Raw genomic sequence first — 21,346 nt, forward strand, 5'->3', positions numbered from 1 at the left:
TAGTGGGTTGTTGCCTGGCGGGGGCACCGCGCCCCCGCCTGGTGCATCAGCGTTTGAGCAGGTCCAGCGCTACATCGACGATCATGTCTTCCTGACCGCCTACCATCCGCCGCTTGCCCAGCTCGACCAGGATATCCACCGCCTTGATGCCGTACCTGGCAGCGGCCACTTCGGCGTGGCGCAAGAAGCTCGAGTAGACCCCGGCATAGCCCAGGGCCAGGGTTTCCCGGTCCACCCGCACCGGCCGGTCCTGCAATGGGCGCACCAGGTCATCGGCGGCATCCATCAGCGCGTACAGGTCGGTACCGTGATTCCAGCCGAGCTTGTCGGCGGCGGCGATGAACACCTCCAGCGGTGCATTGCCGGCACCGGCCCCCATGCCGGCCAGGCTGGCGTCGATGCGGTCGCAGCCCTCTTCCACCGCGGCGATGGAGTTGGCCACGCCGAGGCTGAGGTTGTGGTGGGCATGGATACCGGTGTGGGTCGCAGGGTCGAGCACAGCCTTGACCGCGCGGAATCGCGCGCGGATGTCGTCCATGTTCATCGCCCCGCCCGAGTCCACCACGTAGATGCAGGTGGCGCCGTAGCTCTCCATCAGACGGGCCTGCCGGGCCAGGCCTTCAGGCGTCTGCATGTGGCTCATCATCAGGAAACCCACCGTGTCCATGCCCAGTTCACGGGCATACTCGATGTGCTGGCGCGAAACATCCGCCTCGGTGCAGTGGGTGGCCACGCGCACGATGCGCGCACCGGCGTCGTAGGCGTTTTTCAAGTCATGCAAGGTGCCAATCCCTGGCAGCAACAGCGTGGCGATCTTGGCGTGGTTGACCGCGTCGGCTGCTGCTTCGATCCATTCAAGGTCGGTGTGGGCACCGAAACCGTAGTTGAAGCTGGAACCCTGCAGGCCATCGCCATGGGCCACTTCGATCGAGTCGACCTTGGCCAGGTCCAGCGCGCGGGCAATGGCGCGCACGTCGTCCAGCGAATACTGGTGGCGAATGGCATGCATGCCATCGCGCAGGGTCACGTCACTGATATAGAGTTGCTTGCCGTTCATGCCAGGGCTCCCATTGCCAGGGCCATGCGCTCGGCAGTGGCCAGCGCGGCGGAGGTCATGATGTCGAGGTTGCCGGCATAGGCCGGCAGGTAATGGGCAGCGCCTTCGACTTCGAGGAACACCGATGTCTTCAAGCCGCTGAATTGGCCATGGCCTGGAATATTCAGGTTTTCCACCTGCTCGAACTGCACCTGCTGCTTGAGCCGGTAACCCGGCACGTAGGCCTGCACGGCGGCGGCCATTTCCTCGATGCTTGCCGCCACCTGTTGCGGGTCGGCGGCTTCACTGAGCACGTATACGGTGTCACGCATCATCAGCGGCGGCTCTGCAGGGTTCATGATGATGATCGCCTTGCCCTTGGCCGCGCCGCCGATCACCTCGATGGCCTTGCTGGTGGTTTCGGTGAACTCGTCAATGTTGGCGCGGGTGCCAGGCCCGGCGGACTTCGACGCGATCGAGGCGACGATTTCGGCGTAGTGCACCTTGGCCACACGCGACACCGCCGCAACCATCGGGATGGTGGCCTGGCCACCGCAGGTGACCATGTTGACGTTGCGCGCCTGCAGGTGCTGCTCCAGGTTGACCACCGGCACGCAGTACGGGCCGATAGCCGCCGGGGTCAGGTCGATGACCCGCAGGTCCGCCTTGTGCTGGCGCAGGAAGGCGTCGTTGTTGACGTGGGCACCCGCACTGGTGGCGTCGAAGACGAAGTCGATCTCGCCAAACAGCGGCAACCGGGTCAGGCCCTCGACGCCTTCATGGGTCGTCGCCACGCCCATCCGGGCAGCCCGCGCCAGGCCGTCGGAGGCGGGGTCGATGCCGACCATCGCGGCGATCTCGATATGTTGGGCGTTGCGCAGGATCTTGATCATCAGGTCGGTACCGATATTGCCGGAACCAATGATGGCGGCTTTGCGTTTGTGGCTCATGGGGTACTCCGTCATTCGCCGCTGAAGGTCACGCCGACACGGCCAAGGCCGTCGATTTCGGCTTCGAAATGGTCGCCTGGGGCCACCGTCACCATTGGCCCCAGGGCGCCGGTAAGGACAATGTCGCCAGCGCGCAGCGGCTCGCCCAGGCGGGCCATGGTGCGTGCCAGCCACACGGCGGCGTTGAGCGGGTGGCCAAGGCATTCTGCGCCGCTGCCACTGGAGGCCAGCTCGCCATTGCGCGTCATACGCATGGCCGCAGTGCGCAGGTCAAGGTCCAGCAGTTGACGCGCCGGGCCGCCAAGCACGAAGCAGCCGCTGGAAGCGTTGTCGGCGACGGTGTCGGCGAAGCGGATGTTCCATCCCTGGATGCGGCTGCCGACGATTTCCAACGCTGGCAGCACGTAGCCGGTAGCGGCGATCACATCGGCGAAGGTGGTTTCGGCACTGGGCAGGTCATGCGCCAGTACCAAGGCAATCTCGGCCTCGATCTTTGGCTGCATCACGCTGGCATAAGGCACGCATTCGTTGTCGCCGTAGCACATGTCGGCGAACAGGCTGCCGAAGTCGGGCTGGTCGACACCCAGCTGGGCTTGCACCTTGGGGTTGGTCAGGCCGATCTTGCGGCCAACCAGCCGCCGGCCTTCGGCCAAGGCATGGGCCACATTCAGGCGCTGGATACGGTAGGCGGCTTCGGCGTTCTCCGGGCCGATGGCATCACGCAGCGGCGCGATGGCTTCACCCTGCTGCTGTGCGAGGCGCAGGTCGGCGGCCAGGCGTTCGAGGGTTGGCGTGTCGATGGTCATGGGTGTACCTCAAATCAATGCTGGAGGAAGTCCAGTACCAGGCGGTTGAAGGTGTCGGCGTGCTCCCACTGGGCCCAATGGCCACAGTTGTTGAACACGTGCAGGGCCGAGTCGGGAATGCCGGCCAGCAGGCGCAGGCCGGCGTCCATCGGCACGAAACGGTCGTTGCGGCCCCAGACGATCAGGCTGCGGGCGCGGATCTCATGCAGGCGCGGGCCGAAGTCGGGGAACTGGCGCGGGTTGGCGGCCAGGCTGGCGACGAAATTGTCCAGGTGGTCGCGGCGGCTGAGCATGTTGTCCAGGCGGGTCTGGAACAGCTCTTCGGTAAGGTCGCTGGGGTCGTAGACGAAGACATTCATCATCTTCTTCAGGTTTTCGATGGTCGGTTCGCGGTACAGGCCGTTGAGCAGCTTGATACCCTCGGTGGGCATCGGCACGAACGGGCTGGCGCCGCCAGTACCGCCGCCCATCAACACGAGTTTGCCGACCCGCTCGGGGTGGTCGAGGGCAAAGGCCACGGCGCTGTGGCCACCCATCGAGTTACCAATGATGTGCACGCGCTCCAGGCCCAGCACATCCAGCAGGCCCTTGAGCGCGTTGGCGTTGAGGTTGGAGCGCGAACCGCTGCAGACGATCGGGTCGCTCTTGCTCCAGCCCGGGCAGTCCACCAGCAGCACACGGTAACCGGCGGCCAGCAGCGGTTCGAGGTTGCGGTTGAAGTTGGCCCAGCCGCTGGCACCTGGGCCAGAGCCGTGCAGCATGACCACGGTTTCGGCGCCTTGGCCCAGGTCGTTGTAGTGCAGTTGCAGGTCGAGCTCGCCTTCGCGGACACGGGCGAAGCGGCTGCTGCTGGCTTCGCTGAGGGGAATGCCGGTCATGGTGGTACCTCTGTTGATCAGGTCAGGAAATGGGCGCTGAGCGAAGCGAAACCGGCGATCCACTCCGGGATCGGCCGGTAGTAGCGGTCGCTGGCCTGGTAGGTGCCGTAGGCACCGAGTGCGGCAAACGCGGCCACCCAGGTTTTCACCTCGTGGGTCGATTTGCCGGCCAGTGCCGACAGTTCGGCGTTGGCCATGCCGTCAAGCTCGGCGTAACGGCGCTGTTGCAGCAGGTCAAGGAAGTGGTTGTCCCAACCCGGGTTCAGCGGGTGCAGGCTGTGCTGGTCCAGCACGAAGCCTTCGGCGGCGCTGATTACCCGCTGCTGGCGGGCCTGGCGTTCGCTGGCCGGCAGCTCGCGGCCACTGCCCAGCAGGCGCTCGGCCATGCGTGCATCGACCCGCGCCAGCTCCGGTACCGGTGGCTGGTGAGACAACCCGCCCGAACCGAGAAACAGCACGCGCTTGCCGGTACTGCGGGCAAAATGACCGATGGCTTCACCGAGCGCGCGGGCACGGGCGAAGCCTGGCAGCGGCACCGCCACACCATTGATGAACACCGGAATGACCGGCCTCGCGGCGAGGCTGCCGAGCAGCAGTTCCAGCGGCTGGGCGAAGCCATGATCGACTTGCATGCGGTACGACACCGCAGCGTCCACCCCGGCTTCGAGGACGGCGTTGGCGCAGGCCTCGGCAACCTCGCGGGGCACATCCAGCGGGCCGGCGGCACTGTTGAAGTCGCCGATGGCAGTGGCGGCCATGCCGATGCAGAACGCCGGCATCACGTCATAGAAAAAACCGTTGTAGTGGTCTGGCGCAAACAGGAACACCAGCTCCGGGTCGAATGCTTCGATCCGTGCACGGGCAGCGGCAATCACCCCGTCCACCTCGTCCAGCACCGCTTGTGCCGGGTCCACGTAGCCCACCAGCGGGGTATGCGACAGGCAATGCAGATACGCGCTCATCTCATGCCACCTTGCTTGCAAACGGTGCCTGCACGGTGGCCTGGGGCTGGGCGTCGAGCGCCCGCAACAGGGCGTCGCTAACGTCGCCAATGGTCTGCGGGATGGCCACGCCAGCGACGAAACGGTCCGGGCGCAGCAAGGCGATGGACACCGGGTGGCGACCGAACCAGTCCTTGAGCCGACCACTGCAGTCACCCACGCGGACCACCCCGTCCGGCACTTCACGGCCAGCCTTGAGCTGCACCGGCGGCAGAACCTGTATGAAGCACGTGCCCAGTGCACGCCAGGCGGCCACCTGCTCGGCGCTCAGGCCCCATTGCGGGTCGTTGCCCCAGGCGATAAAGGCAAAGTTGCTGCCGATCACATCGTCCAGCAGGCAGGTCTCGCCCGCCTCGGTCAGCACCTTGGGCTGGATGAACATGCGCCCGACCGGCGATGCCTTGCTGCCCTGCTCTGCCACCAGCGCACCTTTGGCATACTGCGGCATGGGCTTGAAGCGCATTTCGAGGAAGTAGCGCTTGACCGCGGGCAGGTAGTTCAGCGCCCACGACACCCCATCGCGCAGCGTGCCCTGCCAGCGCTTCGGTGGCGCCAGCACGTGGCCGGCCAGCACCGACAGGTCGATCATCGCCTTGACATGGTCGCGGCGCTCCTGCTCGTAGGTGTCGAGCAGCGCTTCGCCCGCCAGGCCATTGGCGACCAGGGCGAGCTTCCAGCCCAGGTTGCTCGCGTCGCGCATGCCGCTGTTGTAACCCTGGCCCTGCCACACCGGCATGATGTGCGCCGCATCACCGGCCAGCAGCACCCGCCTGGCGCGAAACTGGCCAGCCAGACGGGCGTTGTGGGTGTATACGCGCTTGCGGATCAGCTCGACGCGGTCCGGGTCAGGCAGCACCTTGGCCAGCAGCTTGCGCAGGTTTTCCGGCTTGCCCAGCTCGGCTTCCGTCTCGCCGGGCATCACCATGAACTCGAAACGCCGTACACCGTGGGGCAGCGCCGCCGATACATATGGGCGCACCGGATCGCAGCACAGGTACACATTTGGTGTGCCCAGGGGGTCGTTGGCGATGTCGATAACGATCCATTGGTTAGGGGCGGTCTTGCCCTCGAAGGAAATGTCCAGCGTGCGGCGGATCAGGCTGTTGCCGCCATCACAGGCCACCAGGTAACGGGCACGCACGCTTTCCTGGCGGCCTCCGGGGCCATTCATGCGCAGGCTCACGCCGTGCTCGTCCTGCTGGAACTCGACCACATCCCGCGAGAACAGCGTGTGCACATTGGCAAAGCGCGCCAGGCCCTGGTACAGCACTGCATCGACCTGCGGCTGGATGAACGCATTGCGCCTCGACCAGCCGAACTCGTCGGTCATCGGCTGGATGTCGGCAAAGCAGCGGCCCTTGGGCGTCAGGAAGCGCATCGCGTGCCACGGGGTGGTGTGCGGCAGCACTTGCTCGACCAGGCCGATGGCCTGCACGGTACGCAGCGACTCGTCGTCGATGCCGATGGCCCGCGGGTAATCGATCAACTGGTCGAGCTTCTCGATCTGCAGCACTTGCACGCCGGCCTGGCCCAGGTAATTGGCAATCGCCAGCCCGACCGGGCCTGCGCCGATGACTACCACGTCAGCGGTGTAATCGGCCTGAATATGATCTGCTTGTAGCGTGTTCATTGTTGTAATCCTCGACACGGCCCGACGGCGTCCCCGGAAATCCCAGGCAAGCCGCTACCGTTCTCGCGCAGGCAGGCGCAAGGCAGTGAATGGGCGTTTTGGCTGGTTCGGGCTTAAGGCAGCGTCGCTACGCTTGGTGTGAATGAAGCGCGGGCAATGGATAAGGACGGCAGGCAGGCGTGGCACATGGTGTTTTCCCCTGTCAGGGCATTTGTAGTTGTTGGTGGCGAGTATAGGAACGGCGCCGTTTGCCCTACAATGAAAAACCGCCTGCTCGTGCACCTGGTGCACATCATTGTTTTTAAAGGCTTTTATGAATAAAGACCGCGATTCCGATTACAAGACAGTGCGCGGGTTGAGCCGCGGCCTGGCCTTGCTCAACGCGCTCAATCGCCTGGACGGCGGCGCTAGCCCCACCCGCCTGGCCGAGCTCACCGGCCTGCACCGCACCACCGTGCGACGTTTGCTGGAAACCCTGCAGGATGAAGGTTACGTGCGGCGCAGCGAGTCGGACGACAGCTTTCGCCTGGCCCTGAAAGTGCGCGAGTTGAGCGAAGGCTTTCGCGATGAACAGTGGATCAGCGCCAAGGCGGCGCCGCTGCTTGCCGAGTTGTTGCAAGAGGTGGTGTGGCCGACCGACATCAGCACCCTGGACGTCGATGCCATGGTCGTGCGCGAAACCACGCACCGCTTCAGTCGACTGTCCTTTCACCGGTCGATGGTCGGGCGCCGCCTGCCATTGCTGGAGACAGCCACCGGGCTGGCCTACCTGGCCTTTTGCGCAGACGCCGAGCGTGAGCAGATCATTGCCCTGCTGGCCAGTCGCGAAGGGCCTGAGTACCGGCTGGCGCGTGACCCGGTAGCGCTCGACAACCTGCTGCGCAAGGTGCGACACCGCGGCTATGCGGAGAACTTCATGGCCTGGAACCAGGAAGAGAAGATTGCTTCGATTGCCGTGCCATTACACACGGGCGATCGACTGCTGGGGTGCTTGAACCTGGTGTATGTGGCCAAGGCGATGAGTATCGAGCAGGCGGCTGCGAAATACCTGCCGGCCTTGCAGCGGTTTGCCGGGCGGATTGACCAGTTGTTAAGTACGCAGAACGATCCGCCCGCCACGCCGTCATAACCTGAGCCGGTGCCGACACGCAAAGAGGACGCGAAATGACCCAGCCCGACCCGTCATACGTCAAATGGCTCGAAGACCGCGCCATGCTCAAGGCTTCCCAGGAGCGCGCCAGCCTGTATTCGGGCCAGTCGCGCCTGTGGCAGCAGCCCTACGCCGAAGCCCAGCCGCGCCGTGCGACCGAGATCGCCTCGGTGTGGCTGACGGTTTACCCCGACGCCATCATCGCGCCCGAGGGCGGTTCGGTGCTCGGCGCCCTGGCTCACGAAGCATTGTGGAAGCGCCTGTCGGAGATTGGCATCCAGGGCCTGCACACCGGGCCGATCAAGCGCTCCGGCGGCATCCGTGGCCGCGAGCTCACCCCCAGCATCGACGGCAACTTCGACCGCATCAGCTTCGACATCGACCCACTGTATGGCAGCGAGCAGGAGCTGGTGCAGATGAGCCGCATGGCCGCCGCGCACAATGCCGTGACCATCGACGACCTGATCCCCTCGCACACCGGCAAGGGCGCCGACTTCCGCCTGGCCGAAATGGCCTACGGGCCTTATCCAGGGTTGTATCACATGGTCGAGATCCGCGAGGAAGACTGGCCACTGCTGCCCGAGGTGCCTACCGGCCGCGACTCGGTCAACCTGCTTCCGGCGCAGTGCGACGAGCTTAAAGCTCGCCATTACATCGTCGGCCAGTTGCAACGGGTGATCTTCTTCGAGCCTGGCGTCAAGGAAACCGACTGGAGCGCCACACCGCCAATCGTGGGCGTCGATGGCAAGACCCGGCGCTGGGTGTACCTGCATTACTTCAAGGACGGCCAGCCGTCGCTGAACTGGCTGGACCCGACCTTCGCCGCTCAGCAGATGATCATCGGCGACGCCCTGCACGCCCTGGACTGCCTGGGCGCCCGCGGCCTGCGCCTGGATGCCAACGGTTTTCTCGGCGTGGAAACACGTGCCAGCGGCACTGCCTGGTCGGAAAGCCACCCGCTGTCGATCGTCGGCAACCAGCTGATCGGCGGCATGATCCGCAAGGCCGGCGGCTTCAGCTTCCAGGAACTGAACCTGACCCTGGACGACATCGCGCAGATGTCCAAGGGCGGTGCTGACCTGTCCTACGACTTCATCACCCGCCCGGCCTACCAGCATGCGCTGTTGACCGGTGACACCGAGTTCCTGCGCCTGATGCTGAAGGAAATGCACGCGTTCGGCATCGACCCGGCCTCGCTGATCCATGCCCTGCAGAACCACGACGAACTGACCGTGGAACTGGTGCATTTCTGGACCCTGCATGCCCACGACATGTACCTGTACAAAGGCCAGACCTTGCCCGGCGCCATTCTGCGCGAACACATTCGCGAAGAGATCTACGAGCGGCTGTCGGGCGAGCATGCCCCGTACAACCTGCGCTTCGTCACCAATGGCATTGCCTGCACCACCGCCAGCCTGATTGCCGCAGCGCTGGGTATCCGCGACCTGGCACAGATAGATGCGGCCGACATCGAGCTGATCCAGAAAGTGCACCTGCTGCTGGTCATGTACAACGCCATGCAGCCAGGCGTGGTGGCGCTGTCCGGCTGGGACCTGGTCGGTGCCCTGCCCTTGCCTGCCGAAGCGGTTGCCGAGCGTATGACCGATGGCGATACCCGCTGGATTCACCGCGGCGCCTATGACCTGGCCGGGCTTGACCCGCAGGCGCAAATGTCGGTGCGCGGCATGCCTCGCGCACGGGCGCTGTACGGCAGCCTCGACAGCCAGCTGGAACAGGGCGACTCGTTTGCCTGCAAGGTGAAGAAGCTGCTGGCCGTGCGCCAGGCCTATGGCATTGCCACCAGCCGCCAGGTGCTGGTACCCGAGGTCAGCAGCCCGGGGTTACTGGTGATGGTGCACGAGCTGCCGGCCGGACGCGGGATCCAGATCAGTGCGCTGAACTTTAGCCAGGACGTGATTGCCGAGGAGCTTCTGTTGACCGGTTTCACGCCGGGGACGGTGGTTGACATGATCAATGAAACAGTCGAGGGAGACTTGACCGAGGACGGGCGATTGATGGTCAACCTGGACCCGTATGAGGCGCTATGCTTGCGCATCGTCAACAGCAGCGGTCATGTCTGATCGAAATGAAAACGCCTTTCCTGTCAATCAAATCGTAATATCGCAAAGCCATATTGGGCGCCCCTGAACGACAACCCATGGTCGCCCAATGCATTTCACGCCCAACCGCCTGGCCCTGTGCGTCGCCCTGGCCTGCGCCGCCTTCGCCCCTGTTGCCTTGGCCAAGGCCTACCAGATCGACAGCGCCACCACCGATACGCTGGAGCTGAAGAAGGCCGACACCTTGCAGGTAACCGCCAACGGCAGCATCGTTGCCGGCAATGACGACGGCGTGGTCCTGCCCAAGCACACCAGCGGTGCCACGCTGACCCTCGACAACGCCGGCATCATCCGCTCTACCGATGGCCGCGGTATCGACACCAAGGACCACGGCGAAGATCTCAGCCATTACCAGATCACCAACCGGACCGGGGCGCTGATCCAGGGCACCAACGATGGCCTGCGCTTCCAGACCAACCCCACCGCCGGTGGCAGCCTGAGCGTTATCAACGCCGGCACTATCGCGTCCACCGTCGAGGGCCAGGCCATCGACCTGGAAACCTTGAACAACCCGGCCTTCACGACCACCCTGGTGAATGAAACCACGGGGATGATTCATGCCGTGGGCAACGATGCGATCAAGACCGGCTCCAATGCCACAGTGACCAACTATGGGCTGATCTACACCGACACCGCGCCGCAGGACAAGAACGGCCAGGACCAGAAATGGGACGGCATCAAGATCGGCAACTCCACCGGTGTGACTGTCTACAACCACGGCACCATCAGCGCCGACCGCCATGGCGTCGACCTGAAGACCGATGCCACCCTCTACAACTACGAAGGCGCCAGCGTTACCGGGCGCAACGGCTCGGGCTTCGGTTCGGACGGCAGCGGCACGGTGTACAACTGGGGCACCATCACCGGCGCCATCGCCGATGGCAAGATCAATGGTGACGGTGACGGCGTCGATATCGACAACATCGGCCATGTGTACAACGCCGGCACCATTCAGGGTCTGGGGGCGAAGGGCGTCGACAGTGGTGGCCGGCCGAACGGCAGCGAAGGCATTGCCATGGGTGGAGGCAGCATCGTCAACACGGCGACCGGGGTGATTCGCAGTGTCGACAACGGCATCCTCGTCGATGACGGCGCCGAGGGTGCCGGGGTGGCCGCCACCACCCTCGCTAACGCCGGGCGCATCGAAGGCGAAAGCGGTTTTGGCATCAAGCTGATCGGCGAGTACGACGACAGCGTGACCAACAGCGGCACCATTAGCGGCGGCAACGGCCTGGCGTTGAGCCTGGGTGCCGGCAACGACAGCCTGACGGTGCTGACCGGCGGCGTATTCCACGGCCTGGTCGATGGCGGCGAGGGTATCGATGAGCTGACCCTGAACGGCACTGGCAGCTTCGGCAACAGCGCCAACTTCGAGACCCTCAGGGTCAGCGGTGGCAGCTGGACCCTGAGCAGCGTCGACGACTTCAGCCAGGGCGGCGTGGTGACCTCCGGCGCCACCTTGGTCAACCAGGGCAGCATCCTCGGCGAGTTGCTGATCGAGCAAGGCGCCACCTATGCCGGTGGTGGCTCGGTCGGTGGGCTGCAAGTGGACGGCACCCTGTTGACCAACACCGGCATGGGTGTCGCCGCGGTCGCGGGTGACCTGAGCTTCGGCCAGGGGTCGAGCCTGGTGTACGGCGTCAACGCCGATGGCAGCAGCGCGCCAATCAGCGTCAGTGGCACGGCCAACCTCGATGGGGCGACCCTGCGCGTGCAGCCAAGCGCCGGTGAATACCCGTGGCACAGCCACTACACCGTACTGACTGCCGGTGCGGTGAACGGCACCTTTGCCCAGGTCAGCAGCGACTATGCCTTCCTCACCCCGACCCTGAGCTACAGCAGCACTGCAGTGGGCCTGGACTACAGCCGCAACGACGTGGCTTTCGAGCACTACGCACAGTCTGGCAACGCTGCTGGCGCCGCGCGCAGCCTGGCCAGCCTCGGACAGAACAGCAACCTGTACAACGCCGTGCTCGGCACCACCACGGCCGGGGCTGGCAATGCCATCGAGCAGCTTTCGGCCAGCAACACCGCCAACCTGGCGGCAGCCACCCTGGCCAGCACGGCGCAGGTCGGCAGCAGCATGTTGGGGGCCGTGCGCGCGATGGGCAGCAGTAGCAGCCTGCTGGTGGGCCTGAGCGACGGCGACCGCCCTGCCCTGGCTGCCACCGGCGTGCCGCGCGAGGCACGTAATCTGAACGATCCGACCGCCCAGGGGCGGGTGTGGGGGCAGGCACTGGGCAGCTACGGCAAGGTCGATGGCAGCCATGGTGCCAGTGCGCTGGAACAACGCACCGGCGGCGCTGTGCTGGGGATCGACTGGGCGCTGGCTGGCGACTGGCGCCTGGGCCTGCTAGGTGGTTATTCGCGTACCCGCCTGGACAGCACCGGCCTGGATGGCACCGTGCGTAGCTGGCACGCCGGCGTCTACGCCCAGCGCCAAAGCGGCCCGCTGGCGCTGCGCCTGGGCGCCGCGTACAGCAGCCACGACGGTGACAGCAAGCGCGACGTGGCGTTCGTCGGCTTCAACGAGCGCCTCAAGGGTGACTACGATGCCGACAGCCAGCAAGCCTTCGTCGAACTGGGCTATGCCATGGGCAGCGGCCGCCTGGGTGCCGAGCCGTTCGCCAACCTTGGCTACCAGCGCTACCATCGCGACAGCTATCGCGAGCAAGGCGGTGACGCGGCGCTGGCGGTGGACGCCGATGCCCAGGACAACCTCAGCAGCACCTTCGGCGTGCGCCTGGCTCACCTGGCGCAGCTGGACAACGGCATGAGCGTGACGCCCCGGGCGACCCTGGGCTGGCGTCACACCTACGGCAGCATCAATACCCGTACGCGGCAGGCGTTCATCGCCGGGGGCGATGCGTTCAGTGTCGAAGGCAGCGCCATTGATCGGGACAGCTTGCTGGTCGAGGCAGGGCTGGACCTGGGGCTGAGTGCGCGGCAGAGCATTGGCCTGGGGTACAGCGGTGAACTGGGCAGCAACAGCCGCAACCATGCGGTGGTCGGGCAGTGGCAGGTGAAGTTCTAGTACTCGCTGCCTGGGCTGGCCTCTTCGCGGCTAAAGCCGCTCCTAAAACGGACTGCACAGGTTTCAAGTCCTGTGAGAAATACCTGTGGGAGCGGATTTACCCGCGAAGATGCCCGTACAGGCAACTTGCATTTACAGCTCCACGGGCATAGCTTCCTGATGTTTTCCATATCCGTGCCCAGGAGCAACTCCATGTACACCGGCATCGTCCAGGCCGTCCGCCCGCTGCTTGATGTGACCCGCTACCCGGGCCACAACCAGTTCACCATCGACCTCACACCCGAACTGCTCGACGAGCTGAAGATCGGCGCCAGCGTCAGTGTCGAAGGTACCTGCCTGTCGGTTACTCAAATCGATGGCACGCAGGTCAGGTTCGACGCCATGAACGCCACCCTCGAGCGCACCAACCTGCGCTGTTTGAAGGCCGGCCAGGGCGTCAACATTGAACGTTCGGCGAAGATGAACGCCGAAGTCGGCGGCCACCTGATGGCAGGCCACATCGCTACCACCGCCGAAATCGTCGAACTGTCGATCAAGGAAACCGGCGCTTTCATCACGTTTCGCATGCCACCGGAATGGGGAAAATATGTGTTCCCGCGCGGCTTCATCGGGGTCAACGGTTGCAGCCTGACCGTCGCCGATGTCGACGACAATGTGGTCACCATCAACCTGATCCCGGAAACCCTGCGCCAGACCACGTTCGCCAGCTACAAGGCCGGCGAGCTGCTGAATATCGAGGTCGATCACCAGACCATGGTGCTGGTCGACGTGGTGGAACGCACCATCAAGGGCACCTTGGCCCGCGAAAAACTCCAGCCCTGAGTCCCCACGGGCCATGCCCCGCGCACTTGCACGCGGGGCTGCATGCCGCGCTGATCAGTCAATGCGCGGGTGCTGCTGCACCAGCAGCTTGCGCTTGGCCTCCAGCTCGGCAATCTGCTCGTCGATGTCTTCGATCTTCTGCTCGATGTTGTCGTGGTGCTCCTGCAGCAGCTCGCGCGCTTCCTCGATGTCCGATGCCGCCGGCGCCGCGCCGCGCAGCGGCTTGTTGGCGGTTTCCTTCATGGTCAGGCCGGTGACCAGGCCAATCACGGCGATCACCATCAGGTAGTACGCCGGCATGTACAGGTCGCCGCTGCTCTCCACCAGCCAGGCCGCCAGGGTCGGGGTAAGGCCGGCGATCAGTACCGAAATGTTGAAGGCGCTGGCCAGGGCGCTGTAGCGGATGTGCGTAGGGAACATCGCCGGCAAGGTCGACGCCATCACGCCAATGAAGAAGTTCAGCAGCACCGCGATGATCAGCAAGCCCGAGAAGATCAGTCCAAGCGCGCCGCTGTTGATCAGCATGAAGGCCGGAATGGCCAAAGCAAACAGCCCCACGCTGCCCACCACGATGAACGGGCGACGGCCAAACTTGTCGCTCATCAGTCCGATGATGGGCTGTACGAACAGCATGCCGACCATGATCGCGATGATGATCAGTACGCCATGGTCTTCGCTGTAATGCAGGTTGTGCGACAGGTAGCTGGGCATGTAGGTGAGCAGCATGTAGTAGGTGACGTTGGTGGCGATCACCACGCCGATGCAGGTCACCAGGCTGCGCCAGTGCTGGGTGGCCACCTCCTTGAACGATACCTTGGGGCCTGAAGCCAGGCCTTCGCGGTCGCCTTGCTCGAGTTTTTCCACGTGCTGCTGGAACGCTGGCGTTTCTTCCAGCGCATGGCGCAGGTAGAGGCCGATCAGGCCCAGCGGCAAGGCCAGAAAGAACGGCAGGCGCCAGCCCCATTCAAGGAACTTTTCTTCGCCAAGGATGGTGGAGATCATCACGACTACCCCGGCGCCCAGCACAAAGCCGGCGATCGAGCCGAAGTCCAGCCAACTGCCGAGAAACCCGCGCTTGCGGTCCGGGGCGTACTCGGCGACGAAGATCGACGCGCCGGTGTACTCGCCCCCCACTGAAAAGCCCTGGGCCATCTTGGCCAGCAGCAGCAGGATCGGCGCCCAGATGCCAATGCTGGCGTAAGACGGTATCAGGCCGATCGCGAACGTGCTGAGCGACATGATGACGATGGTGGCAGCGAGGATTTTCTGCCGCCCGAAGCGGTCACCCAAGGCGCCGAAGAACAGCCCGCCCAGCGGCCGGATCAGGAACGGCACCGAGAACGTGGCCAGCGCCGCGATCATTTGCACGCTGGGGTCGGCGTTGGGGAAGAACACCTTGCCCAACGCATAGGCGACGAAGCCGTAGACGCCGAAGTCGAACCACTCCATCGCATTGCCCAGTGCAGCTGCGGTGATCGCCTTACGCATCTTGGCGTCGTCGACGATGGTGATGTCCTTCAGCCTGATTGGCTGGACGCTTTTCTTGCGAGATTTCATGCCTGTATCCCTGTCGATGAATGCTCTATGGGATCAGATACAACGGGACACTAAATAATTCAGCGCTTACTGATTTTTTGTGCGGGGACCTGGCGGCACATCGACACCGCCATAAAAAAAGCCGCTGCAATTGCAGCGGCCTTTGTATTGCCGGTGTCCTGGCTTCAGATGCCTTCGCGGGCCAGGTCCATGGCGAAGTAGGTCAGGATCAGGTCGGCACCGGCACGCTTGATCGCACCAATGCTTTCCCGCACCACCCGGCCTTCATCGATGGCGCCGGCCAGGCCGCCGAACTTGATCATCGCGTACTCGCCACTGACCTGGTAAGCCGCCAGCGGCAGGCGCGAAGCGGCGCGGATGTCGGCGATCACGTCCAGATAGGCACCGGCCGGCTTGACCATCAGCACGTCCGCCCCTTCCTGCTCGTCGAGCAGCGATTCACGCACCGCTTCGCGGCGGTTCATCGGGTTCATCTGGTAGCTCTTGCGGTCGCCCTTCAACGCGGTGCCACCTGCTTCACGGAACGGGCCATACAGCGAGGAGGCAAACTTGGTGGAGTACGCCATGATCGCCGTGTCGTGGAAGCCTGCGCCGTCCAGCGCGCTGCGGATAGCCTGCACCTGCCCGTCCATCGCGGCCGAGGGGGCGATGAAGTCGGCACCGGCCGCAGCGGCGATGACCGCCTGCTTGCCCAGGTTGGCCAAGGTGGCGTCGTTGTCCACACCGTGGTCGTGCAGCACGCCGCAGTGGCCGTGGCTGGTGTATTCGCAGAAGCAGGTGTCGGACATCACCAGCATTTCCGGCACGGTGTCCTTGATGGTGCGCGCCATGCGCGCCACCAGGCCGTTTTCGTTCCAGGTGTCGCTGCCAGTGGCGTCCAGGTTGTGCGACACGCCAAAGGTCATCACCGACTTGATGCCGGCACGGGCGTAGCGCTCGATTTCCTGGGCCAGCAGTTTTTCCGGGATACGGTTGACCCCCGGCATGCTGGTGATCGGCACGAAGTCATCGATGCCTTCTTCGACGAAGATCGGCAGGATCAGGTCTTCAAGGCGAAACTCGGTTTCCTGGAAGATCGTGCGCAGGGACTCGTTCTGGCGAAGGCGGCGCGGACGAACGGACGGGAATTGGTTGGACATGACAGCTCCAGGGAATTTGAACGGCGTATACCTTATGCCTGTCTTGAGCCCGTGAAAAGGCTAAATGACGAGATATTGTCTTGCGTCAAAAGCATGAGTGTCGTGGGTGGGTGATTGCCTGCGATGGCCTCTTCGCGGGTAAACCCGCTCCCACAGGTGCTGCACATGTCTCGAGGGGATGTGCAGTCCCTGTGGGAGCGGGTTTACCCGCGAAGAGGCCAGCCCAGGTGACACATCACTGCAACCAGGGCGGCGTCGGCTCTTCTGCCTTGGCCGGCCCATGCTCGGCTTCGGCCCGCGCCGCACGGCGGCGGGCGTCATCCAGCCGGGCCGCGTCGATCTCGCGCATGACCCCGTCCACGTCGGCATCATGCTCATCGTCTGCAAACTCGCCTGTCAGCAGGCTGTCCGGCAGCAGCTTGCCGGCCTCGAACAGCGCCCACATTTCCTGCGCATAGCGGGTGGTTTTCAATTCCGGGGCAAAGCGCCCGAAATAGTGGGCCATATTGTCCACATCGCGCTGCAGCATGCTGAAGGCATGGTTGTTGGCCGCTGCATCCACCGCCTGCGGCAGGTCGATGATCACCGGCCCGTCGGGGCCCAGCAACACGTTGAACTCGGACAGGTCGCCATGCACCAGCCCGGCGCACAGCATCAGCACGATCTGGCGAATGACGAAAGCATGGAACTCACGCGCCTCTTCGGCCTCCAGGTGCACATCGTTCAGGCGTGGGGCCGCATCGCCATCGGCATCGGTTACCAGCTCCATCAACAACACGCCGTCCTGGAAATCGTAGGGCTTGGGCACCCTCACACCGGCGCCGGCCAGACGGAACAGCGCCGCCACTTCGGCGTTCTGCCAGGCATCTTCGGCCTCTTTACGACCATACTTGGTGCTTTTGGCCATGGCCCGGGCCTGACGGCTGTTGCGCACCTTGCGGCCTTCCTGGTATTCGGCGGCCTGGCGGAAACTGCGCTTGTTGGCTTCTTTGTAAACCTTGGCGCAGCGCACCTGGGTGCCGCAACGCACCACATACACAGCGGCTTCCTTGCCACTCATCAACGGTCGCAGTACTTCGTCGACCAGGCCGTCCTCGATCAGGGGCTCTATTCTTTTGGGTGTCTTCATCAGGCTGGGTTCGGGGTCCTGGCTGTAATGGCGGACATCCTCTCACAGCCGGATGCGACTTGCTCGTCTGTCTTCAACCAAGGCGCATCACGCGCCCTGCCCCACGCCGCCAACAGCCAGCGCACGCGCCCGACGGCGGGTGACCAGCAGCCCCGAACACACCACCAACACCGCCAGTACCATGGTCGACACCACTTCCAGACGATGGTCGGGGCGCAGCAGCATCAGCACCAGCACGCCACTGATGAACAGGATTACCGCCCAGGTCAGCCACGGGAACAGCCACATGCGATAGCTCAGCGTCTTGCCCTGGGCGGTCAGGCGCTTGCGCAGGCGCAGCTGGGAAATGGCAATGACCAGATAGACCAGCAGGGCAATGGCGCCGGAGCTGGCCATCAGGAAGCCGAACACCTTGGCCGGGACCAGGTAATTGGCGATCACCGCCAGGAACGCGGCGCCCGTGGACAGCAGCACCGCAACCACTGGCGTGCCGCTGCGGCTGGTGACCTGGGCACAGGCCGGGGCGTCACCGCGGCGGCTCAATGAGTAGACCATGCGCGAGGCGGTGTACAACGACGAGTTGAGGCAGCTGGTGACCGAGGTCAGCACCACGAAGTCGATGATGGCCTTGGCATTTGGCACGCCGAGGGTGTCCAGCACCGCGAAGTAGGAGCCCTCACCTGCCAGGCGCGGGTCGGTCCAGGGGACCAGGGCAATGACGATGAAGATCGACAGGACATAGAACAGGGTGATCCGCCAGATCACCGAGTTGGTGGCCTTGGAAATATGCTTGCCTGCTTCGTTGGACTCGGCCGCAGCAATGGTCACCACCTCGGCGCCGAGGAACGAGAACATGGTAATCAGCATGGCGCTGAGCACAGCACCGAAGCCGTTGGGCATGAAGCCACCATGTTCCCACAGGCGCGAAACACCACTGACGCCGGAACCTGGCAGCAGGCCGAAAATGGCGCACACGCCAAGCGCGATGAAGGCGACGATGGCCACCACTTTCACCAGCGCCAGCCAGAACTCGAACTCGCCGTAGTTCTTCACGCTGAACAGGTTGGTGGCAGTCAGCAGCAAGGTGATCACCAGCGACAACACCCAGATCTCGAACTGCGGCACCCAGGAGTTGATGATGGTGGCCGCGATACTGGCTTCGATGGGGATGATCAGCACCCAGAACCACCAGTACAGCCAACCGATGGTGTAGCCGGCCCATTTGCCGATGGCGAGGTCGGCATAGGTGGAGAACGAACCGGTGTCCGGCGACGCAACCGCCATTTCCGCGAGCATGCGCATCACCAGGACCACCAGGCCCCCGGCCAGGATATAGGCCAGAATGGTTGCCGGCCCAGCTTCGGCAATCGCGCGGCCGGAGCCGACAAACAGGCCGGCACCGATCACGCCAGCGATGGACAGCATGGTGACATGCCGTGATTTCAATCCATGACTCAAGTTGTTCTTGTGGGTTTGCATGGCGCTACCTTGTTATTTTTGTCATGCCCGCGAAGGGGCCGCCGGCTGCACGGGACCGACGCAGGCGCGAAAAAGCCCGCCCTGCCCTAAATGGTGAGTAGGGCAGTTCGGGTTGAGTAAAACGAAACCGCAGAACGGTGTATCAGCTGGCAGCCCGCTGGCTGGCGGCCAGGTCTGCCTTGGGTGTGTTGCCGCCTTGCAGGCTGACTTGCTCGCGCACCTTGTCGACGATGTAGGCGCCAATCGGAATGGCCGAAGTGGCAGCCGGCGACGGTGCGTTGCACACGTTGACGCTGCGCGCAGTGTTGACGAACAGGAAGTCATCGATCAGCTTGCCGTCACGCGACACCGCCTGGGCACGCACCCCGGCAGGATATGGCGTGAGGTCGGCCTTGGTGATGCCAGGGCAGTACTTCTGCACCTGCTTGAGGTACCCGCCCTTGAACAGCGAGTTCTTCATCTCGATCATCCCCGGGCGGAAGTTTTTCGCCAGGACCTTGAGGATGCCGGGGGTAGTCAGGGTCTGGAACAGGTCGCCGGGGCTGACGTCGGTCTTGCGATAGCCCTCACGTTTCATCGCCAGCACGGCGTTGGGGCCAACGGTGACGGTGCCGTCGATCATGCGCGTCAGGTGCACGCCCAGAAACGGCATCGACGGGTCGGGAATCGGGTAGATCAGGTGGTTGACGATCTGGTTGTGCTGCTTGGGCAGCAGGTAGTACTCGCCGCGGAACGGGCAGATCACGAACTCGGTGCGCAGGCCCAGCATGCTCACCACGCGGTCGGCCATCAGGCCCGAGCAGGTCACCAGGAAGCGGCTACGCAGTTCATCGCCGGGCTTGGCGCCCTGAGTGTGCACGATCACTTCGCTGGCCAGCTCCTTCAGCCCCACCACTTCCGCGCCATAGCGAATTTCGCCGCCTGCACGCTGGAATTCAACGCCCATGGCAGCGGTCACTTCGGCGTAATTGACGATGCCGCTGGAGGGCACGAAGATGCCGCCCATGCCCACGATATTGGGCTCGCGCTCGCGCAACTCGGCCGACGACAACCAGTAGCGCTCCAGGCCATTGGCCTCGGTACGCTCCCACAGCGCCTTCATGCGCTGCATTTCCAGGTCGTTGGTGGCCACCAGCAGCTTGCCGCACTCATCGAAGCGAATACCGTGCTGGGTGCAGAAGGCCTTGGTGGCCTTGTTGCCTTCAAGGCAGAAGCGCGCCTTGAGGCTACCGGGGGTGTAATACACGCCGGCGTGGATCACGCCGCTGTTGTGCCCGGTCTGGTGACGGGCCGGGCCGCTCTCTTTCTCCAGCAGCACGATCTTCGCGTCCGGGTAGAGCCTGATCAAGTGCATGGCCGTGGACATGCCCACGATGCCGCCACCGATAATAATGAAGTCGTACACAGCCTTACCTCACACGCAGGCATTGCCTGGTTGCCGGCCAGGGCCCGCGCGGGCCCTGGCTGCATCATTGTTGTGCAAAGACGCGCAGGCAGGCGCCCGCCCCGCGCCCTGTCATCATTGCCCGCGCTGGTACAGCGGTTTGGGGAAGGCGACGTATCCACGCTGGCGCATCAGTTCGCGGCGCAGGCCATCGTGCGGGGTGAAGCGGTCGCGCCCATGCAGCCAGAACAGGTTGTTGATCAGCAGGAAGCTGCCCACCCCCACCGGTACCGACACCTTCTTGTCGCTGCCTTCCAGCGATTCGGACAAGGCGTTCAGCCAGATCCCTTCCTCGTAGTTTTCCGGCTGCACGAACTGGTCAATGTAGCGCATGGTCGGGCGGCCTTCGCCATCGGTGTCGAATACCGAATGGAACACATCCTCAGCCACTTTCTTGCTCGGTGGCGCGGTCCAGCGCATTTCACGGCGGGCCATCGGGTGGCGGAAGAATTCCTCGCACTGCTCCCAGTCGTCCAGGTGCAGCAGCAGCGAGTTGCCGCCTTCCATGTTTCTTTCGTCGATCTTCAGCATCAACACATAGTCGGTGATCTGGTTCACGAAGGTGCCGTCGTTGTGCAGCTCCATGACCCGGTGTGGCTGGCGCAGGTAGCTGTCGGAATCGTCGCTGTTGACCACCACGAAGCGCGCGTAGAACTGGCCGCTCATGGCGTCGTAGTTGGAGCGGCCGATCAGGTGTGCACACGCAGTGGTGAACTTGACCATGTCCTCGGCCTGGCTTACGTCATCCAGGCCCAGTGGGGTAATCAGCATGCCGCCAGTGCCGCGGTCGAGGATGGTGTTCAGCAATACCGGGCGCAAAGTGCCGTGGCACAGCTCGTCGAGGATTTCGCCCAGCCGAAAACGCAGAAACGACTTGTACTCCAGCGCCTGGACCGGCCATTGCGCGGCTGCCTGCACGAACGCTTCCACGGTTTCCCTGGCAAAGGTCAGTTCAAGCAGGCGCGGCGACTGTTTCGAAGGCGCCAGAGTGTAACCACGCGGTTCGAGCGGGAGCGGCATGACAAGTTCTTCGATTTGCGTAAAAGCGTTCATGGCAGGGTCCTGGCAAAAAGGTGGAAGGCGCCGTCCGGTGGTGACCTGGATCAGTGCGGGCAAAGCAAAAATATCGCCACTCACTGAAAATGTCTACATTTTTATAATTCGACTACGT

General features: G+C 63.8%; 16 protein-coding genes. 4 read left to right on the top strand and 12 right to left on the bottom strand.

Annotated features, from left to right (window positions below; translation table 11 throughout):
• Window positions 1–46 precede the first annotated feature (46 nt).
• The 6 genes from mhpE to AC5O5I_RS15370 are packed head-to-tail and all read right to left on the bottom strand — an operon-like array spanning window position 47 to window position 6,301.
• Window positions 47–1,057 carry a 4-hydroxy-2-oxovalerate aldolase gene (gene mhpE / locus AC5O5I_RS15345; protein ID WP_172219649.1) on the bottom strand — a complete coding sequence of 337 codons (1,011 nt, stop codon included), beginning with the start codon at window positions 1,055–1,057 and terminating at the stop codon, window positions 47–49.
• Window positions 1,054–1,986, bottom strand: coding sequence for an acetaldehyde dehydrogenase (acetylating) (locus tag AC5O5I_RS15350; RefSeq protein ID WP_172219651.1), 933 nt, complete (start codon window positions 1,984–1,986; stop codon window positions 1,054–1,056). The genes mhpE and AC5O5I_RS15350 overlap by 4 nt, the downstream gene beginning before the upstream one ends.
• Window positions 1,987–1,997: 11 nt before the next feature.
• Entirely contained in the window at window positions 1,998–2,792 is a 795-nt protein-coding gene (mhpD, locus tag AC5O5I_RS15355; RefSeq protein WP_494511082.1) for a 2-keto-4-pentenoate hydratase, read from the bottom strand.
• A 14-nt stretch (window positions 2,793–2,806) separates the two neighbouring features.
• A complete protein-coding gene (locus AC5O5I_RS15360; RefSeq protein WP_494511083.1) occupies window positions 2,807–3,670 on the bottom strand; it encodes an alpha/beta fold hydrolase in 864 nt (287 codons plus the stop codon).
• A gap of 17 nt (window positions 3,671–3,687) precedes the next feature.
• On the bottom strand, window positions 3,688–4,632 hold the full coding sequence (mhpB, locus tag AC5O5I_RS15365) for a 3-carboxyethylcatechol 2,3-dioxygenase (RefSeq protein WP_172219657.1): 945 nt from the start codon (window positions 4,630–4,632) through the stop codon (window positions 3,688–3,690).
• A gap of 1 nt (window position 4,633) precedes the next feature.
• Window positions 4,634–6,301, bottom strand: coding sequence for a bifunctional 3-(3-hydroxy-phenyl)propionate/3-hydroxycinnamic acid hydroxylase (locus AC5O5I_RS15370; protein WP_494511084.1), 1,668 nt, complete (start codon window positions 6,299–6,301; stop codon window positions 4,634–4,636).
• 313 nt (window positions 6,302–6,614) lie between these two features.
• On the opposite strand from AC5O5I_RS15370, the gene AC5O5I_RS15375 reads away from it, so the two are divergent.
• From AC5O5I_RS15375 to AC5O5I_RS15390, 4 genes are all read left to right on the top strand, one after another.
• Complete coding sequence (locus AC5O5I_RS15375; RefSeq protein WP_172219661.1) at window positions 6,615–7,430, top strand: DNA-binding transcriptional regulator; 816 nt, start codon at window positions 6,615–6,617, stop codon at window positions 7,428–7,430.
• A 35-nt stretch (window positions 7,431–7,465) separates the two neighbouring features.
• Window positions 7,466–9,532, top strand: coding sequence for a maltose alpha-D-glucosyltransferase (treS, locus tag AC5O5I_RS15380; RefSeq protein ID WP_494511085.1), 2,067 nt, complete (start codon window positions 7,466–7,468; stop codon window positions 9,530–9,532).
• Window positions 9,533–9,620: 88 nt separating this feature from the next.
• Window positions 9,621–12,605 carry an autotransporter outer membrane beta-barrel domain-containing protein gene (locus tag AC5O5I_RS15385; RefSeq protein WP_494511086.1) on the top strand — a complete coding sequence of 995 codons (2,985 nt, stop codon included), beginning with the start codon at window positions 9,621–9,623 and terminating at the stop codon, window positions 12,603–12,605.
• Window positions 12,606–12,797: 192 nt separating this feature from the next.
• Window positions 12,798–13,427: a riboflavin synthase subunit alpha gene (locus AC5O5I_RS15390; protein WP_494511087.1), complete on the top strand. Its 630-nt coding sequence runs from the start codon at window positions 12,798–12,800 to the stop codon at window positions 13,425–13,427.
• 54 nt (window positions 13,428–13,481) lie between these two features.
• Here the strand turns inward: AC5O5I_RS15390 and proP are convergent, their stop codons facing one another.
• From proP to glaH, 6 genes are all read right to left on the bottom strand, one after another.
• Window positions 13,482–14,984, bottom strand: a complete 1,503-nt coding sequence (gene proP / locus AC5O5I_RS15395) for a glycine betaine/L-proline transporter ProP (RefSeq protein ID WP_172232188.1) — start codon at window positions 14,982–14,984, stop codon at window positions 13,482–13,484.
• 164 nt (window positions 14,985–15,148) lie between these two features.
• Window positions 15,149–16,123, bottom strand: a complete 975-nt coding sequence (gene hemB, locus AC5O5I_RS15400) for a porphobilinogen synthase (RefSeq protein WP_172288346.1) — start codon at window positions 16,121–16,123, stop codon at window positions 15,149–15,151.
• Window positions 16,124–16,358: 235 nt separating this feature from the next.
• A complete protein-coding gene (locus tag AC5O5I_RS15405) occupies window positions 16,359–17,252 on the bottom strand; it encodes a PA4780 family RIO1-like protein kinase (protein ID WP_172288344.1) in 894 nt (297 codons plus the stop codon).
• An 87-nt stretch (window positions 17,253–17,339) separates the two neighbouring features.
• Window positions 17,340–18,731: a GABA permease gene (gabP, locus tag AC5O5I_RS15410; protein ID WP_172288342.1), complete on the bottom strand. Its 1,392-nt coding sequence runs from the start codon at window positions 18,729–18,731 to the stop codon at window positions 17,340–17,342.
• 142 nt (window positions 18,732–18,873) lie between these two features.
• Window positions 18,874–20,136 (bottom strand): L-2-hydroxyglutarate oxidase, encoded by a 1,263-nt coding sequence (gene lhgO / locus AC5O5I_RS15415; protein ID WP_172288340.1) that lies wholly within the window; start codon window positions 20,134–20,136, stop codon window positions 18,874–18,876.
• Between the two features lie 114 nt (window positions 20,137–20,250).
• The gene (glaH, locus tag AC5O5I_RS15420; RefSeq protein ID WP_494511088.1) at window positions 20,251–21,228 is read right to left on the bottom strand and encodes a glutarate dioxygenase GlaH; all 978 of its coding nucleotides are present in this window, start codon (window positions 21,226–21,228) and stop codon (window positions 20,251–20,253) included.
• Window positions 21,229–21,346 lie beyond the last annotated feature (118 nt).

It is taken from the genome of Pseudomonas sp. 9_2_1, from assembly GCF_059295275.1.

What these genes read in the sequence shown, in the direction of transcription:
- mhpE (WP_172219649.1), bottom strand. Translation starts at nt 1,057, where the DNA reads ATGAACGGCAAGCAACTCTATATCAGTGACGTGACCCTGCGCGATGGC.
- AC5O5I_RS15350 (WP_172219651.1), bottom strand. Translation starts at nt 1,986, where the DNA reads ATGAGCCACAAACGCAAAGCCGCCATCATTGGTTCCGGCAATATCGGT.
- mhpD (WP_494511082.1), bottom strand. Translation starts at nt 2,792, where the DNA reads ATGACCATCGACACGCCAACCCTCGAACGCCTGGCCGCCGACCTGCGC.
- AC5O5I_RS15360 (WP_494511083.1), bottom strand. Translation starts at nt 3,670, where the DNA reads ATGACCGGCATTCCCCTCAGCGAAGCCAGCAGCAGCCGCTTCGCCCGT.
- mhpB (WP_172219657.1), bottom strand. Translation starts at nt 4,632, where the DNA reads ATGAGCGCGTATCTGCATTGCCTGTCGCATACCCCGCTGGTGGGCTAC.
- AC5O5I_RS15370 (WP_494511084.1), bottom strand. Translation starts at nt 6,301, where the DNA reads ATGAACACGCTACAAGCAGATCATATTCAGGCCGATTACACCGCTGAC.
- AC5O5I_RS15375 (WP_172219661.1), top strand. Translation starts at nt 6,615, where the DNA reads ATGAATAAAGACCGCGATTCCGATTACAAGACAGTGCGCGGGTTGAGC.
- treS (WP_494511085.1), top strand. Translation starts at nt 7,466, where the DNA reads ATGACCCAGCCCGACCCGTCATACGTCAAATGGCTCGAAGACCGCGCC.
- AC5O5I_RS15385 (WP_494511086.1), top strand. Translation starts at nt 9,621, where the DNA reads ATGCATTTCACGCCCAACCGCCTGGCCCTGTGCGTCGCCCTGGCCTGC.
- AC5O5I_RS15390 (WP_494511087.1), top strand. Translation starts at nt 12,798, where the DNA reads ATGTACACCGGCATCGTCCAGGCCGTCCGCCCGCTGCTTGATGTGACC.
- proP (WP_172232188.1), bottom strand. Translation starts at nt 14,984, where the DNA reads ATGAAATCTCGCAAGAAAAGCGTCCAGCCAATCAGGCTGAAGGACATC.
- hemB (WP_172288346.1), bottom strand. Translation starts at nt 16,123, where the DNA reads ATGTCCAACCAATTCCCGTCCGTTCGTCCGCGCCGCCTTCGCCAGAAC.
- AC5O5I_RS15405 (WP_172288344.1), bottom strand. Translation starts at nt 17,252, where the DNA reads ATGAAGACACCCAAAAGAATAGAGCCCCTGATCGAGGACGGCCTGGTC.
- gabP (WP_172288342.1), bottom strand. Translation starts at nt 18,731, where the DNA reads ATGCAAACCCACAAGAACAACTTGAGTCATGGATTGAAATCACGGCAT.
- glaH (WP_494511088.1), bottom strand. Translation starts at nt 21,228, where the DNA reads ATGAACGCTTTTACGCAAATCGAAGAACTTGTCATGCCGCTCCCGCTC.